Annotated in this window: 14 protein-coding genes; 3 read left to right on the forward strand and 11 right to left on the reverse strand. The window is 75.0% G+C overall.

All coding sequences use genetic code 11. From position 1 onward, the window contains the following. The first annotated feature begins 123 nt into the window (after positions 1-123). Positions 124-630 carry a DUF3806 domain-containing protein gene (locus KOV94_RS04920; protein WP_218051363.1) on the forward strand — a complete coding sequence of 169 codons (507 nt, stop codon included), beginning with the start codon at positions 124-126 and terminating at the stop codon, positions 628-630. A gap of 130 nt (positions 631-760) precedes the next feature. Here the strand turns inward: KOV94_RS04920 and KOV94_RS04925 are convergent, their stop codons facing one another. Further along, complete coding sequence (locus KOV94_RS04925) at positions 761-1,387, reverse strand: ribonuclease H family protein (RefSeq protein WP_235843105.1); 627 nt, start codon at positions 1,385-1,387, stop codon at positions 761-763. Between the two features lie 80 nt (positions 1,388-1,467). Between KOV94_RS04925 and KOV94_RS04930 the strand changes: the two genes are divergently transcribed. After that, a complete protein-coding gene (locus KOV94_RS04930; RefSeq protein WP_218051364.1) occupies positions 1,468-1,989 on the forward strand; it encodes a hypothetical protein in 522 nt (173 codons plus the stop codon). 89 nt (positions 1,990-2,078) lie between these two features. Here KOV94_RS04930 and KOV94_RS04935 read toward each other — a convergent pair whose 3' ends face one another. The 7 genes from KOV94_RS04935 to KOV94_RS04965 all read right to left on the reverse strand — a co-directional run bounded on the left by KOV94_RS04935 (position 2,079) and on the right by KOV94_RS04965 (position 9,113). Continuing rightward, the gene (locus KOV94_RS04935) at positions 2,079-2,702 is read right to left on the reverse strand and encodes a DoxX family membrane protein (protein ID WP_218051365.1); all 624 of its coding nucleotides are present in this window, start codon (positions 2,700-2,702) and stop codon (positions 2,079-2,081) included. Positions 2,703-3,010: 308 nt separating this feature from the next. Next, positions 3,011-3,964, reverse strand: a complete 954-nt coding sequence (locus KOV94_RS04940; protein WP_218051366.1) for a 5'-3' exonuclease — start codon at positions 3,962-3,964, stop codon at positions 3,011-3,013. Positions 3,965-4,068: 104 nt separating this feature from the next. Next, positions 4,069-4,656: a DUF4203 domain-containing protein gene (locus tag KOV94_RS04945; protein WP_218051367.1), complete on the reverse strand. Its 588-nt coding sequence runs from the start codon at positions 4,654-4,656 to the stop codon at positions 4,069-4,071. Positions 4,657-4,742: 86 nt separating this feature from the next. Beyond that, the gene (locus tag KOV94_RS04950) at positions 4,743-5,774 is read right to left on the reverse strand and encodes a LacI family DNA-binding transcriptional regulator (RefSeq protein WP_124341624.1); all 1,032 of its coding nucleotides are present in this window, start codon (positions 5,772-5,774) and stop codon (positions 4,743-4,745) included. Between the two features lie 31 nt (positions 5,775-5,805). Beyond that, a complete protein-coding gene (locus tag KOV94_RS04955) occupies positions 5,806-6,705 on the reverse strand; it encodes a carbohydrate ABC transporter permease (RefSeq protein ID WP_372449444.1) in 900 nt (299 codons plus the stop codon). After that, on the reverse strand, positions 6,702-7,667 hold the full coding sequence (locus KOV94_RS04960; protein WP_218051368.1) for a carbohydrate ABC transporter permease: 966 nt from the start codon (positions 7,665-7,667) through the stop codon (positions 6,702-6,704). The genes KOV94_RS04955 and KOV94_RS04960 overlap by 4 nt, the downstream gene beginning before the upstream one ends. Positions 7,668-7,787: 120 nt before the next feature. Continuing rightward, the gene (locus tag KOV94_RS04965) at positions 7,788-9,113 is read right to left on the reverse strand and encodes an ABC transporter substrate-binding protein (RefSeq protein ID WP_124341622.1); all 1,326 of its coding nucleotides are present in this window, start codon (positions 9,111-9,113) and stop codon (positions 7,788-7,790) included. 229 nt (positions 9,114-9,342) lie between these two features. On the opposite strand from KOV94_RS04965, the gene KOV94_RS04970 reads away from it, so the two are divergent. Then, positions 9,343-11,388, forward strand: a complete 2,046-nt coding sequence (locus KOV94_RS04970; protein WP_218051369.1) for a beta-galactosidase — start codon at positions 9,343-9,345, stop codon at positions 11,386-11,388. Positions 11,389-11,592: 204 nt separating this feature from the next. On the opposite strand, the gene KOV94_RS04975 is transcribed toward KOV94_RS04970, so the two are convergent. From KOV94_RS04975 to KOV94_RS04985, 3 genes are all read right to left on the reverse strand, one after another. Beyond that, the gene (locus tag KOV94_RS04975; protein ID WP_218051370.1) at positions 11,593-13,122 is read right to left on the reverse strand and encodes a hypothetical protein; all 1,530 of its coding nucleotides are present in this window, start codon (positions 13,120-13,122) and stop codon (positions 11,593-11,595) included. A 1,015-nt stretch (positions 13,123-14,137) separates the two neighbouring features. After that, the gene (locus KOV94_RS04980) at positions 14,138-14,764 is read right to left on the reverse strand and encodes an RNA polymerase sigma factor (RefSeq protein ID WP_218051371.1); all 627 of its coding nucleotides are present in this window, start codon (positions 14,762-14,764) and stop codon (positions 14,138-14,140) included. A 92-nt stretch (positions 14,765-14,856) separates the two neighbouring features. Continuing rightward, a complete protein-coding gene (locus KOV94_RS04985; RefSeq protein ID WP_124341581.1) occupies positions 14,857-15,423 on the reverse strand; it encodes a hypothetical protein in 567 nt (188 codons plus the stop codon). Between the last annotated feature and the right edge of the window lie 101 nt (positions 15,424-15,524).

A 15,524-nucleotide genomic window follows, 5' to 3' on the forward strand; every position in this document is an offset into this window, starting at 1 on the left:
GGCACGACGCACGTCGTCCGGACGGGGGACCCGCCCTCGTCGTCCGTCAAGTCCCGTCCCGGACGCGTCGATCAGGACCGTATGCCGCTGTTCCGTCGCACGCCCAGGCCCACGGACGGCTCCGTGGTGCCCACGCCGCACGGACCCGCCGGGGCCGAGCACGTGGACGCCGAGCCCGTCCTCGCGTCCCTCAACGCCGCCGAGCTCGTGTGGACCGCGCAGCAGCGCGCCCTCGTCGAGGAGCTGTGCGACGGCTCGCTCGATGCGCAGGCCGTGGGCGACCTGTTCGACCGCGTCCAGGCGACGTGGCGCGCGACGGACGACCGCCCCGACCCGGAGCCGCTCGTCAACGCGTTCGGCGTCGCGCTCGGCGACCTGCTCGTCCAGCGCGTCCCGGGCCTCGCCTGGGCGTCCCGCACCGACGGGTCGGGCACGCAGCTCGTGCTCACGCACCCGACGGGCGGGCTGCTGCTGTTCCCGATCACCGCCGTCGGCGACGAGTGGGGCGCGGCGCCCGAGCGCTGGTTCGTCGCGACCGTGCACCGCTCCGCCGGCGCCGCGCTGGCCACGCTGGCCGCCGGTCAGCCGGAGGCGGGGACCCCCGCCGGGACGGAAGCCCCGCCGGCCTGACGGTCGCCGCCCGGCGCCCGCCCGGCGTCTGCCCCTCGCTCGCCGCGAGTCGCCGCGCCCGGCGTCCGCGGACGTCAGGCGTCACGCGTCAGGCGTCACGCGTCAGGCGTCACGCGTCACGCGTCACGCGTCAGAACAGCGTGTCGACCACGACCGCAGGCTCCGACCGCTCGGGGGCGGGCGTCGCGCGCACGGCTCGCGCGGCGGTGCCCGCCGTCGTCCGAGCAGGCTCCGGCCGAGCCGCCGACGCGACCGTCGGCTCCTGCGCGCGGCCCGCACCCCCGACCGCGTTCGCCGGGACCGACGACTGGGCGGACGAGGCGCGCCCCTCGCGGGCCTCCCGCGCCGCGATCCCGGCGAGCTCGTCGGCCCGCTCGTTGAACCGGTCGCCGCGGTGCCCGCGGACCCATGCGAACGCGACGGGGCCGGGGCGCTCGGCGATGGCGCGGTCGATGGCCTGGATCAGCGCGAGGTTCTGCACGGGGCCGCCGCTGGCCGTCCGCCAGCCCTTGCGCTTCCAGCCGTGCACCCACTCCGACGAGCACTTGATCGCGTACTGCGAGTCCGCCTCGATGCGCAGCGGCTCGTCGCCGGGGTGCGCGTGGATGGCCTCGAGGACCGCGGTGAGCTCGGCGATCTGGTTGGTGCCGGACGCGGCGCCACCGCTCGCGTGCGTGCCGTCGTGGTTCGCCCACGCCCAGCCGATCGCGCCGCCGGGGTTGCGCAGGCAGGAGCCGTCCGTGCTGACCGTGATCACGAGCGTCGATTCTGCCGTGCCTGCAGGGCCGAACGGTGCACGTCGCTCAGGTCGGGCGCGCGGCGCGCCGATGAAGGAGCATGACGACGATCGACGACGTCGACCTCTTCGGTGAGGCGTTCGGTGGTTTTCGGTCGGTGGGCGTCGCGCGGCGACGTCACCCGGCGGTCCTGACCGTGCTGGCGCTGCTCGCGGCTGCGGGCGTCGTCGGTGCGGGCTTCGTGTGGGCGCGGGACAACGCCCGCGGCCCGGTGGTCGAGCACGTCGACGCCCGGACGCTGCTCCCGGTCCTCGCGACCGCGCAGGGTGCCGACGACGTCGTCGACCGCGCCGAGATCGGCTCGCTGGCCGTCGAGCCCGCGTCGACCCGGTTCCTCGCGGAGACCGGCAGCGGGCGGCACTTCGCGGCGATCAGCGCGTCGGGCGACCTGTGCGTGCTGACCGTGCCGTCGGGCGACCTGGCGACGCTCGGCTGCGTCCGGTCGGTCGTGGGTGCGCAGCTCGCGTCGGGCGACGTCTGGCTTGCCGCGGAGGGCGGACCCGCCCCGGCGGCCGACGACGGCTGGCACGAGGCGGGTCCGAACCTGTGGGTGCGGGGCTGAGGGTCGCGCTCCGCTGATCCTGCGGCGCCGGGGGGTCGCCCCGCGCCGGAGGGTGTGGCGGCGCCGAGGGTCGCTCGGCGCCGCGCCCGTCACTCGCCGGGCAGGCGCAGCCGCGCACCGAGCGCGACCGCGGCGATCACGGCGCCTGCGGCGGCGAGCACGACGTCCTTGAGGACGTACTGCGCGACGATCGTCGGGCCGCCGGCGGGGAACAGCTCGTCGAAGAACAGGACGAGCGGCGACATGATGCCGACGAGCGCGCCTGCGAGCAGGACGAGCCCGGTCCGCAGGAAGCGCCCGGTGACGAGTGTGAGGCCGATGACGGTCTCGAGGACGGCGGTCAGCAGCAGGGCCGCGGTCGGCCCGACGAGCCCGAGCGTGAGCTCGCCGATCGTGCGCTGCGCGAGGTCGGCGGCCGGGCTGACGCCGGGGAAGAACTTGAGCGCGCCGAAGCCGAGGAAGACGAGGCCGAGCGCGATCCGCAGCGCGGTGACCGAGTGCCGCGCGAGCCCCCGGGCCAGGGCGGCGACCGCGTCGTCGACGAGCGCACGCGTGCGTGCGGGGCGGCCGGCGGCGCGCGGGCGGGTCGTGGTCGTCAGCGGCGTGCCGGGCGTGCCGGGCGTGCCGGGCGTGCCGGGCGTGCCGGCGAGCGTGTTGTCGGGGACCGGCGTCGTCGTCGGCCGCGCGGTGCGGCTGGTGGTGGTCGAGGTCATGGTGGTGCCTTTCCGGGCGGGCCGCGTCGGGCCGTGGGGGTGCCGGCGGTCTCCGGCGGGGTCCTGTCGCTACCGGTCGGTAGCTCACGACCCAGCAGGAGGGCCGCCTCCCGATGTCTGATACGCCCGGTTTCACCAATCACCCGGACGAGCGACCAGGACGCCGGACCGGCCGACCGCGGCACGACCGGGCCCCTGCGGGCACGCGCCCGCGGAACCCCGTTCCCCCGACGGCACCCGCCCGCGAAGTGGCGTCCCGCCCGCAGGGCACGCGCCCGCTGGGCCCCGCCCCGTCCTGACGGCCAGGCTCAGTCCGCCGACGCCAGCGCGTCGACCACCCGCGTGACGCTCGACGCGAGCCCCCACCGCTCGGCGAGCGCGACGAGCCGCTCGGGGTCGGCCGCGACCCGCGGCAGCGCGTCGGGCACGTCGTCGACGGGTGCGTCGGGCGCGACCTGCACGACCCGCGGCGCGACGGCCAGGTAGTCCGCAGCCTCGGTGAGCCGCCGCCGCTGCGTCGCGGTGAGACCCGCGTCGCCCGCGTCGCGTGCCGCGAGGATCCCCTCGAGCGAGCCGTACCGGTGCACGAGGGTCGCGGCCGTCTTCTCCCCGATCCCCGGAACACCCGGCAGGCCGTCGCTCGGGTCGCCGCGCAGGACCGCCATGTCGGCGTACGCCTGGCCGGACGCCACGGAGTACCGCTCGGCGAGCCGGGCCGCGTCGACGACCTCGAGGTCCTTGATCCCGCGCACGGTGTAGAGCACGCGCACGTGCGCGTCGTCGTCGACCAGCTGGAAGAGGTCGCGGTCCCCCGTGACGACGTCGACCGCGGCCCGCTCGGCGGCGGGTCGCGCCTTCTCGCGCGCGACGAGCGTGCCGATGACGTCGTCGGCCTCGAAGCCGGGCGCCTCCACGCGCGCGATGCCGAACGCCTCGAGAACCTCGACGATGACCGGGACCTGCGGCGTGAGCAGGTCCGGCACCTCCTCGACGTCCGCGCCGCCGGGCACCGGCTGCGCCACGCGGTGCGCCTTGTACGAGGGGATCGCCTCGACCCGGAACGCCGGCCGCCAGTCGTCGTCCCAGCACGCGACGAGCCGCGTGGGGCGCCGGTCCTGGACCAGGCGGGCGATCATGTCGAGCAGCCCGCGCACCGCGTTCACGGGGGTCCCGTCGGGCGCCTTGACCGAGTCGGGCACGCCGAAGAACGCGCGGAAGTACAGCGAGGCGGAGTCGAGCAGCAGCAGCCGTCCGTCAGTCATGCTCGGACGCTACCGGCGGTCACCGACGCGGTGTGGAAGGTGCGTCGCGTCGGGCGCGACACGGCTTCCACACCGCGGTGCGGCGACGGGGCAGGCGGCCGTCGTCACGCCGCGACCGCGGCGCGCGGCGGCAGGCCGAGCTGCTTGCGGAACAGGCGACGCTGGACGACCCAGCCGGCGGCGGCGAGCGCGACCCAGGCCACGACCATGACCACCTGCTCGACCCCCTCGTCGGGGTGGCGCAGCAGCCCGAAGACGGACGGCCACAGCAGCGCGAGACCGCTCAGCGTGAGGCTCGCGCCCGCGAGCACCGTGAGCCACAGGAGCGCGCGGCGGTGGTACTTCTCGGCGAGCGTCGCGGACGCGATCGCGACGGACAGGACCAGGACGCCTCCGAGCACGACGCTGGTGCCGGACGACCCGAGCGCGGACCACAGCTTGGCGCCGATGACGGCCCCCGCGGCCAGGCCGACGACGAACGTCGCGAACCGGAAGACGAGCGACACGACGAGCCACAGCACGACCGCGGTCCCGGCCGCCACGAGCAGGGCCGTGCCCGTCGACGCCCCGGTCGCGTCGGCGACGAAGTACCCGAGCCCGAACCCGGACGCGAGCAGCGCCAGGTTCACCGACCGGATCCCGAAGAAGCAGAGCAGCAAGCCGACCGCCAGGACGACCAGTCCTGTGCCCATCGCGCACCCCCTCGCGTCGAGCCCAGGCTAGCGAGCGACGCCCGCGGCACACCCTCCTCCGCGGGTGAGACGCGGGGGCCTGCAGGTCAGGCGCTCGCGCGGACGACGAGCGACGTCGGCAGGGTGATCGCGGCGGGCGCCTCCCCCTCGACGACCTCGAGGAGCAGGCGCACCATCTCGGTCGCGATGCGCTCGAACGGCTGGCGCATGGTCGTGAGCGGCGGGTCGAGGGTCGTGGCGAGGCCGGAGTCGTCGAACCCGCCGACGGCGACGTCGCCGGGGACGGTCCGGCCGGACTCGCGCAGCACCTGGATCGCGCCGGCCGCCATGAGGTCGGACGCGACGAACACGGCGTCGAGGTCGGGGCGCCGCGAGAGCAGCTCGCGCATCGCGGCGGCGCCGCTCTCGCGCGAGTAGTCGCCGTGCGCGACGAGGGTCTCGTCGAACGCGTCGCCGAGCTCGGCCCGGTACCCCTCGAGCCGCATCTTCCCGCCGGGGGTGTCGAGCGGGCCGGTGATGGTCGCGACGCGCGACCGGCCCTGGTCGAGCAGGTGCCGCGTCATGCGCCGGCCACCGCCGAGGTCGTCGGCCGCGACGTACCCGAGCTGACCCTCGAACCCGAGCGGGATGCCGCACGCGATCGTCGGGATGGCCTGGCGGACGAGCTCGGCGAGGACCGGGCTGCCCGCGTGGGAGGAGATGAGCAGGACGCCGTCGACGTGCCCGGCCCCGACGTAGGACAGCACCTGGCTCTGCTCCTCGGGCGTGCCGGCGACCATGAGCAGCAGCGGCATCGACCGGCCTGCGAGCGCCTGCGCGGCGCCGCGCAGCAGGATCGAGAACGTCGGGTCCTCGAACAGCAGGTGCTGCGGCTCGGTGAGCAGGAACGCGACGGAGTTGGATCGCCCGGTGACGAGCGACCGCGCGTGCTGGTTCATCGAGTAGCCGGTGGTGCGGATGGCCTCCTCGACGGCGGCGAGCGCCTCCGGCGAGACCCAGTGCCCGCCGTTGATGACGCGGGACACGGTCCCGCGGGACACGCCGGCGGCCGCCGCGACGTCGCGGATCGTGGGGCGTCGGCGCGGCACGGGCGCGGCGGCGTCGGTCGTCGTGTCCATCGGACGGAACTCTATGCGTCGGGCCACGTCGTCAGGCCTTGACCGAGCCGGCGGCGAGGTCGACCTTCCAGTACCGCTGCAGCGTGAGGAACAGCAGCGCGAGCGGGACGATCGAGAGCAGGGCACCCGTGATGACGGAGGTGTACATCGCGGGCTGCGACGCCCCCTGGTTGAGCAGGCCGTTGAGGCCGACCGTGATCGGGTACAGCCGGTCGTTGCCGAGCATGATGTACGGCAGCATGAAGTTGTTCCAGATGCCGACGAACTGGAACAGGAACACGGTCACGAGGCCCGGGCCCATGAGCGGCACGGCGATCCGCGAGAACGTGCGCCACTCGCTCGCGCCGTCGGTCCGCGCGGCCTCGAGCAGCTCGTCGGGCACGGACGCACCGGCGTAGATGCGGCACAGGTAGATGCCGTACGGGCTGATGAGGCTGGGCAGCAGCACCGACCAGTAGGTGTTGGTGAGGTTCACCTCCGCGAGCAGCAGGTACTGCGGCACGGCGAGCACGACGCCCGGGACGAGGACGCCCGCGAGGATGAGGTTGAAGACCAGCTTCTTGCCCGCGAACCGGTACTTCGCGAGCGCGTAGCCGGCCATCGACGAGACGAGCACGGACACGGCGGCGCCGACGCCCGCGTAGAGCGCGGTGTTCGCCATCCAGCGCCAGTACAGGCCGCCACGGTACGCGGAGAGCTCGCCGATGTTGTCGAGCAGGTGGGTCGACGGCAGGAACGTGAACGTCGAGAAGAGCTCGCCCGCGGACTTCGACGACGCGACGAGCACCCACGCGACGGGCATGAGGCAGTAGAGCGCGCCGACCAGCAGCACGACCGTGCCGAAGACGGACGGGCGGACCTTCCGCTCGGGCCGCAGGGCGGGCACCGACGCCGCGGCCGTCGCGCGGTGCAAGGTGGTCGTCGTCGTCACTTCGACTCCTGGGAGAAGGCGCGGCCGTCCTGGACGAGGCGCAGGAACAGGTAGGAGAACGCGAACGTCGCGAGCGCGATCACGACCGACGTGGCCGACGCGGCGTAGATGTCCCCGCGCGTGAAGGCGTCGCGGTAGACCTTCATGAGCGGGCTCCACGTCGTGGAGATCGTGTTGCTCAGGGGCCGCAGCGTCATGGGCTCGGCGAACACCTGCAGGGTCGCGATCATCGAGAAGAGGAACGTCAGGACGAGCGACGGCATGACGATCGGGATCTTGATCCGCAGCGCGACCATGAGCTCGGACGCACCGTCGAGGCGGGCGGCCTCGTAGAGCTCGGTCGGGATCGCCTTGAGCGCGGTGTAGATGATGATCATGTTGAAGCCGACGCCGCCCCACAGGCCGATGTTCGCGATCGCGAACACGACGAGCCCGGACGACATGACCTCCGGGACGTCCCAGCCGAGCTGGTCGAACACGTAGTAGAACGGGCTGACGCGCGGCAGGTAGAGGAAGCCCCACAGCAGCGACGCGATGACGGCGGGCACCGCGTAGGGCAGGAAGATCGAGATGCGCGAGAAGCCCGTGGCGCGCGTGCGGCGCGAGTCGAGCAGCAGCGCGAAGAGCAGCGCGAGGCCGAGCATCGTCGGGACGAGCAGCAGGCCGTAGACGGCGACCCGGCCCACCGACGCGAGGAACTCCGGGTCCTGGAGCGCACGCGTGTAGTTGGCGAAGCCTGCCCACACCTCCTGGCGCGCGCCCGAGCCCAGGCCGAGGCCCTGGACGATCTCGGTGCGGAAGCTGAGGTAGACGGCGTAGCCGATCGGCAGCGCGAGGAACAGCGTGAAGAGCGTGAGCGCCGGCGCGAGGAAGGCGTAGGGGGCCGCGGTGCGGCGGCGGGACCCGCGGCGCCGGGTCGGTCCGCTCGTCGCGGCCGCGCGGGGCGGGGCGAGGGTGGTCACGTGAGGTGTCCTTCCGGGACGCGCGGGCGCGACGGTCGTCGCGCGGTGGCGGTGGCGCGCAGGCGCCGGTGAGGGCGACGGGCGGCCGCCCGGCGGGAGGGTACCGGGCGGCCGCGCGCGTCACTTCGTGACGGTGAAGCCCTGGTTCTCCAGGTCGTCGACCGTGGTCGCCTGCATGGCCGTGACGGCGTCGAGGAACAGCGACGCCTGCTTGGCCTCGGCGGCCTTGCCGAACTCGTCGTTGTACGCGGAGTACGCGACGTTGACGTTCGGGCCGTAGGTGAACGGCTGCACGCCCTTCGCCGTCTCGGCGGCCAGCGTGTAGAAGTCGGCCTGGTTCGAGAAGAACTCCGGCGGGCTCGAGAGCGCCTCGGCCTGGCTCGGGATGTCGGCCGGGTACAGGCCGCCCTCCGAGACGAGCAGGTTCACGCCCTCCTGGCTGGCGTTGAGCCACGCGATGAACTTCGCGGCCTCGGCCTTGTGCGTCGACTGCGACGTCACGGAGGTGGCGGACCCGCCCCAGTTGCCCGTGGCGTCGTCGCCTTCCTCCCACTGCGGCATGGGCGCCATCTTCCACTTGCCCGCGGTGTCGGGGGCGTTGCCCTGCAGGACGCCGGGCGCCCAGATCGCCGAGAGCCAGCCGACCTGCGAGCCGTCGTTGAGCGCGGCGTTCCACTCCGGGGTGTACATCGGCTTGTTGTCGATGACGCCCTTCTCGACGAGGCCGCCCCAGTACTCGGCGACCTTCTGGACGGGCGCGGACTCGATGTCGACGCTCCACGCGTCGCCGTCGATGCCCCACCACGAGGCGCCGGCCTGCTGCGTGAGGCCCGTGAACCAGCCGGCGTCGTTCGCGGAGAACGTGCCGAGGTACTTGGACGGGTCCGCGGTGTGCAGCTGCTCGGCGACCTGCGCGTACTGCTCCCACGTCGTCGGGACGGAGAGCCCGTACTGCTGGAAGACGTCCTCGCGGTAGTAGAACTGCATCGGTCCGGAGTCCTGCGGGACGCCGTAGACGGCGTCGCCGCCGAGCGTGACGGACTGCCACGTGCCCTCGGCGAAGCGCTCCGCGGTGCCGTCGGGGAGCACGTCGGCGATGTCGGCGAGCGCGTCCTCCGAGACCAGCGTCGGGATCTTCTGGTACTCGGTCTGGAACAGGTCGGGCGCGCCCGAGCCCGCCTGGATCGCGGTGAGCAGCTTGGTGACGGCGGGGTCGCCGCCGTCCTGCTTGTTGACGGTGACCTGGATGTCGGGGTTGGCCTCGTTCCAGACGGCCACCGCCTCCTCCATGCCGGGCGCCCAGGTCCAGAAGGTCAGCTCGACCTTCCCGCCAGAGCCGTCCGCCGTGTCGTCGCCGCTGTCGCCGCTGCCGCTGGAGCAGGCGGTCGCGAGCAGCGCGGTCGCGGCCACGGCGGCAGCGACCCGGATGCCTGTGTGCAGGCGCATGTGACCTCCTCGTCAAGGGTCCGCCGCTGCCTCGCGACGGACGGGCGTCATCGGTGACGCCGAGCCTGTGCGCGTTCACAGTGAACGACGCTCCGGAGACTTGTCAACTGGCGTCACCCTGGTGTTACCTACCCGTTGTGAACGGTCCCAGTACCGGGGATGGCGCTTTCGCGCCTGTGACGTCGCTGTGACCGATCACAACGGATGGACCCAGACTCGACGGAGCGTCATGCCACACCAGACCGCCCTCGGACCCACGCGCCCCACGTGGCCGCTCGGGCTCGACCGCATCGCCTACGGCGGCGACTACAACCCCGAGCAGTGGCCCGAGGAGGTCTGGCACGAGGACGTCGCGCTCATGCGCGAGGCCGGCGTCACCCTCGTCAGCGTCGGGATCTTCTCGTGGGCGTTGCTCGAGCCGCGGCCCGGCGAGCACGACTTCGGCTGGCTGGACCGGCTGCTCGACCTGCTGCACGAGAACGGCATCCGCGTCGACCTCGGCACCCCGACCGCGTCGCCCCCCGCCTGGTTCTTCGCCGCGCACCCCGACGCGCGCGTCGTCACCCGGGACGGCACCGTCCTCGGCTTCGGGTCGCGCGGCATGGCCGCACCCACGCACCCGGCCTACCGCACCGCGGCCGTGGGCATCGCCGACGCGCTCGCCCGCCGCTACGGGTCGCACCCCGCCGTCGCGCTCTGGCACGTCCACAACGAGTACGGCGCACCCGTCGCCGAGGACTACTCCCCCGCCGCCGCGACCGCCTTCCGCGCCTGGCTGCAGGACCGGTACGGCACGCTCGACGCGCTCAACGCCGCGTGGGGCACCGCGTTCTGGGGCCAGCGGTACGGCGAGTGGGCGCACGTCGACGTGCCGTCCGTCGCGCCGTCCGTCGTCAACCCCGCGCAGCGCCTCGACTTCGCGCGGTTCTCCGACCAGGCGCTCCGCGACTGCTACGTCGCCGAGCGCGACGCGATCCGCGCGCACTCCGACGTCCCCGTCACGACGAACTTCATGACGACCAACTGCCTGCCCGTCGACCTGTGGGCCTGGGCCGACGAGGTCGACGTCGTCGCCAACGACCACTACCTCGACGCCGCCGACGAACGCGCCCACGTGGGCCTCGCGCTCGCCGCCGACCTCACGCGCTCGCTCGCACGCGGCAAGCCGTGGATCCTCATGGAGCACTCGACGTCCGCCGTGAACTGGCAGCCGCGCAACGTCGCCAAGCGCCCCGGCGAGCTCGCGCGCAACGCGTACAGCCACCTCGGGCGCGGCGCCGACGCGATCCTGTTCTTCCAGTGGCGCGCCTCCCGGTCCGGCGCCGAGAAGTTCCACTCCGCGATGCTGCCGCACGCCGGCACGTCGTCCCGCGTCTGGCGCGAGGTCACCGCGCTCGGCGACGGGCTCGCCCGGCTCGACGAGGTGCGCGGCTCCACCGTGCGCGCCGACGTCGCGATCGTCTGGGACTGGCAGTCGTTCTGGGCGCAGGACCTCGAGTGGCGGCCGACCGTCGACCTCGACCACCGCGAGCGCGTCCTCGCGTACTACGACCGCCTGTGGCGCGACGGCCTCACCGTCGACCTCGTCCACCCCTCCGCCGACCTGTCCGGCTACCGGCTCGTCGTCGCGCCCGCGTCCTACCTGCTCACGGCCGCCGACGGCGAGAACCTCACGCGGTACGTCGCGGACGGCGGGACGCTCGTCGTCTCGTGCTTCTCGGGGATCGTGGACGAGCACGACGCCGTGCACCCCGGCGGGTACGGCGCACCGCTGCGCACCGCGCTCGGCCTGACCGTCGAGGAGTTCCAGCCGCTGCGCGCGGGCCGGTCCGTGCGGGTGGGCTGGTCGCACGCCGGGACCACGGCCGAGCTCGTGGGCGACGTGTGGGCCGACGACGTCGCGCTCGAGGGCGCCGACGTCGTCGCCGCCTACACCGACGGACCCGTCGCCGGGCGGCCCGCGATCACCCGGCACGCGCACGGGCGGGGCACAGGCTGGTACGTCTCCACGCGGCTCGACGTCGACCAGCTCGCCGTCGTGCTCGGGGCCGCCTACGCCGACGCCGGCCTCACGCCGACCGGTCTGCCCGAGGACGTCGAGGTCGTCCGACGGCACGGCACCGACGCCGACTACGTCGTCGCGATCAACCACGCCGACGCGCCCGTCGCCGTCCCCGCCGACGGCACCGACCTGCTCACCGGCACCGCCGTGAGCGGGACGGTCAAGGTGCCGGCCGGCGGCGTCGTGGTCGTCCGCGAGGCGCGCCCGGCCTGACCACCGCCGTCGGACCCGTCCCGGCACGGCGCGTCCGTGCCCGGTCGGTCGGCACCTGCGGCACGACGTCGGGTCCGTGCGTGCCGGCGGATGCGGCACGCACCCGCGCCGCGGCGCGTGAAAGGCCGGTCGGCGTCCCTCCACGCCGACCGGCCTTCGTCGCCCCCTGCTGCCCCCTGCCCCGCCGCTCGCGCGACGGGCGTCTCAGCGCGCCGCCGCCGTGAAGTCCAGGTCGGCGTCGGCGACCGCGACCACGGTCCACGTCCGGCCGTCCGACGACGACAGCTCGTACGTCGGCAGCAGCACCGCGGCGCCGTCGGGCAGCGTCGTGAGCGCGAGGCCCAGGCGTGCCGACTCGATCGTCACGTCCTCGACCGGCCACGCGAGCGGACCGAAGTCGGGGGTCGCCGGGACCGTCGGCACGTCGTCGGGCGCCGGTGCGACCTCGGCACCGGACTCCGCCCGCATCATGTCGTCGGCCGCGAACGGCATGATCCCGCCCGACGCCCCGAACCGCGGGTCGCCCAGCCGCTCGACCGCGGCGCGCGGGCTCACGACGTCGTAGTCACCGAGCTCGACGAGCGGTGCCAGCGAGCCCCACAGCGACTGCACGCCGTCGCCCACGAGCGACACGTTCCACGCGACACCCGACCGCTGCCCGCCGACCACCAGGTGCGCCGTGACCTGGGCGAGCGCGGGCGAGCCCGTGTCCGCCACGACCTCGAGCTCGTACGCCGCGGGGTCGACGCCCAGCGCACGCAGCAGGTCCGTGGCCGTGGCCCTCGCCGCGTCGCCCGTGGGGGCGGCGGGCAGGTCCTGGGGGTCGCAGCCGGCGCCGAGGCCCGGGTCGACCTGCGCCTTGTCGACCGACGACGACGTGCCGCCGCCCTCGGTCGCACCGTCGAGCGTCTCCGGGGCCGACGCGACGCAGGACCACGGGTCCTTCGACGGGTCGTAGTACGAGATGCTGCCCGTGCCGTCGGGCGAGAGCGACACGGTCGGGCCGGTCCCGTCCGTCGAGCCGACGGTCCACGCGCCGTACTCCTGCCGTGGCTCGCCCGCGACCCCGAGCGCCGCCGCGACCCGCGCGAGCGACTCCTGCGAGAAGACCGACGCCGCGTCGAACGCCCACGCCGTCCCCGTCCCCGCCTCGTCCGACAGCCCGCTGCCCGCCGTGAACACCGTGCGCCCGCCGTACCAGGCGAGCTTCGACGTCGCCGCCGTGTCGGCCGCCGCACCCGCCGACGACATCTCGCGGCCGGCCATGGGCTGCTCCAGCGACATCGCGGGCGCGGCCGCCAGGTCCGACGCCGCACCGCCGTCGCCCTGCGCCGCCACACCGGCCGCGAAGCCGCCGCCGCCGACGACCGCGACACCCGCGACCGCGGCGGCGACCGTCAGCCAACGCGTGCGCGACCGTCGGGCCCGCGCCGCCGCGAGCTCGTCCGGCACGGACACGACGTCGACCGTCTCCTCCGCGACCTGTCCCGTCGCACCGCCGACCGACGCCGCGAGCGCCGCGCGGATGCGGGCCGCGTCGGGCTCGACGCCCGCGGCCGGGTCCGCCGCGCGGAGCCGGGCGAACGCGACGTCGTCACCGCGCGCGTCGCCCGCGGCCGCGCCGGGTCCGGCTCCTGCCGCGGACCGGGACGCCTCGGTCGGCGGGGTCGACGGCGCGTCCGCCGGGGTGGCCGGCTCGTCGGCCGGGGTGCTCGGGTGCTTCTCGTCGGACACGGTCTCTCCTGGGGCGCGTCGGGAACCTGCTCTGCCCTGCTTGTGTGGCGACCGGCCCACCCCTTGCACCGACGGCCCGCACCTCACCCGGTGCAGGCGTCCGCCGGGCTGAGGTGTGCGCCGGGGTCAGACGTCCGCCGGGCTCAAGGACGTCCGCCGGGCTCAAGCGCGTGCGCCGGGCTCAAGCGCGTGCGCCGGGCTCAAGCGCGTGCGCCGGGCTCAAGCGCGTGCGCCGGGCTCAAGCGCGTGCGCCGGGCTCAAGCGCGTGCGCCGGGCTCAAGCGCGTGCGCCGGGCTCAAGCGCGTGCGCCGGGCTCAAGCGCGTGCGCCGGGCTCAAGCGCGTGCGCCGGGCTCAAGCGCGTGCGCCGGGCTCAAGCGCGTGCGCCGGGCTCAAGCGCGTGCGCCGGGCTCAAGCGCGTGCGCCGGGCTCAAGCGCGTGCGCCGGGCTCAAGCGCGTGCGCCGGGCTCAAGCGCGTGCGCCGGGCTCAAGCGCGTGCGCCGGGCTCAAGCGCGTGCGCCGGGCTCAAGCGCGTGCGCCGGGCTCAAGCGCGTGCGCCGGGCTCAAGCGCGTGCGCCGGGCTCAAGCGCGTGCGCCGGGCTCAAGCGCGTGCGCCGGGCTCAAGCGCGTGCGCCGGGCTCAAGCGCGTGCGCCGGGCTCAAGCGCGTGCGCCGGGCTCAAGCGCGTGCGCCGGGCTCAAGCGCGTGCGCCGGGCTCAAGCGCGTGCGCCGGGCTCAAGCGCGTGCGCCGGGCTCAAGCGCGTGCGCCGGGCTCAAGCGCGTGCGCCGGGCTCAAGCGCGTGCGCCGGGCTCAAGCGCGTGCGCCGGGCTCAAGCGCGTGCGCCGGGCTCAAGCGCGTGCGCCGGGCTCAAGCGCGTGCGCCGGGCTCAAGCGCGTGCGCCGGGCTCAAGCGCGTGCGCCGGGCTCAAGCGCGTGCGCCGGGCTCAAGCGCGTGCGCCGGGCTCAAGCGCGTGCGCCGGGCTCAAGCGCGTGCGCCGGGCTCGACCGTGCGCCGGGCTCAGGCGTCGGTCGCGTCGAGCGCGTCCCACGCCTCGCGGAGCCGAGCGCGGGCCCGGCTCAGCGCCGCGTCCGCGCCGCCGCGGGAGATGCCGAGCACGTCGGCGAGCGCCTGACCGGCCAGCCCCTCCCACGCGTTCAGCAGCAGGATCTGCCGGTCACGCGGCGCGAGGGCGCCCAGGACCCTGCGGACCTGCTCGTCGCGCACCGCGACCACGGCCGGGTCGGTGAGGTCGAGGGTCTCGGGCACGTCCGCCACCGGCACGGGCCGGGCCTTGCGGACATGGTTCGCCAGGACGAAGCCCGCGGTCCGGTAGAGCCACGGCAGCTCGGCACCGCGCGGCACGTCGTCGCGTCGCCGCCACGCCACGGTGAGCACGTCGGCGGTCAGGTCCTCCGCGTCCTGGCGGCCGACGCGTCGCACCAGGAACCGGTGCACGGCCGTCGCGTGCGCGCGCACGATCCCGTCGAACCACGTCCGGTCCGCCGGGTCGACCGGCCCCGACGCCCCGCCGGCCTCGGCACCACCGTCGCGCGTGGGGTCGTCGTCGCGCGGACCGGAGGCGCCCAGCGGCGGCTCGTCGGCGGTCACGTCGTCGACCGGTGTGCTCGGTGTCGGCGTCGGCACGGTGCTCCCGGGGGTCGTCGGAGGGTCCTCACCTGCTCTCTGTGCCGGGACCCCGCGATCTTGCACACGGCCGACGACTTCGTCGGGACGGGTTACGCGACGGCGACCGCGACGGCCCGCCGCGCCTCGTCGAGCGCACCCGCGAGCGACCGGCGCGCGGCGACGGCGTCGAGTCGCACCAGCCCGGGACGGCCGGACCGGCCGAACTCGTCGACCAGCTCCGCGAGCAGGTCCCGCTCGACGAGCGGCTCGTCGACCTCGAGGACCGTGCCGTCGGCGTCGTGCACGACGTACGTGACGTGCGGGACGAAGCCCTGCGCGGGCGCGACCCGGAACCACGTGCCGTCGACCACGACCGGTCCGGGCATCGTGCGGCCCGCGACGCGGATCCCGCGCAGCGCGGCGCGGACCGACGCGGCGTCCTCGGCAGACAGCCCGTCGCACGCGTCGAGCTCGTCGAGGTCGACCAGCACGACGCACGCCGGACCCGGCTCGTCCCCGCCGGGGTGCCAGGCGGCGTCGAGCTCGAGGGTGAGGAAGCCGTCGTGGACCGCGAACGCCGAGCGGACCGCGTCGAGGCGCGCCGCGACGTCGAGCCCGCGCAGCGGGTTGCGGCGCGAGTCGCACACCGACCCGCACGAGCAGGAGATCGTCACCATGCGCACCAGGGTGCCTCCGACCACCGACATCCGCGCGGACGACGGGCGGCGCGGCGGCGATCCGCGGCGCGCGACGACGGGGTCGTCGTCGCCGCGCAACC

This window comes from Cellulomonas algicola, assembly GCF_019024305.1.
GTDB classification, from domain to species: Bacteria; Actinomycetota; Actinomycetes; order Actinomycetales; family Cellulomonadaceae; genus Cellulomonas; species Cellulomonas algicola.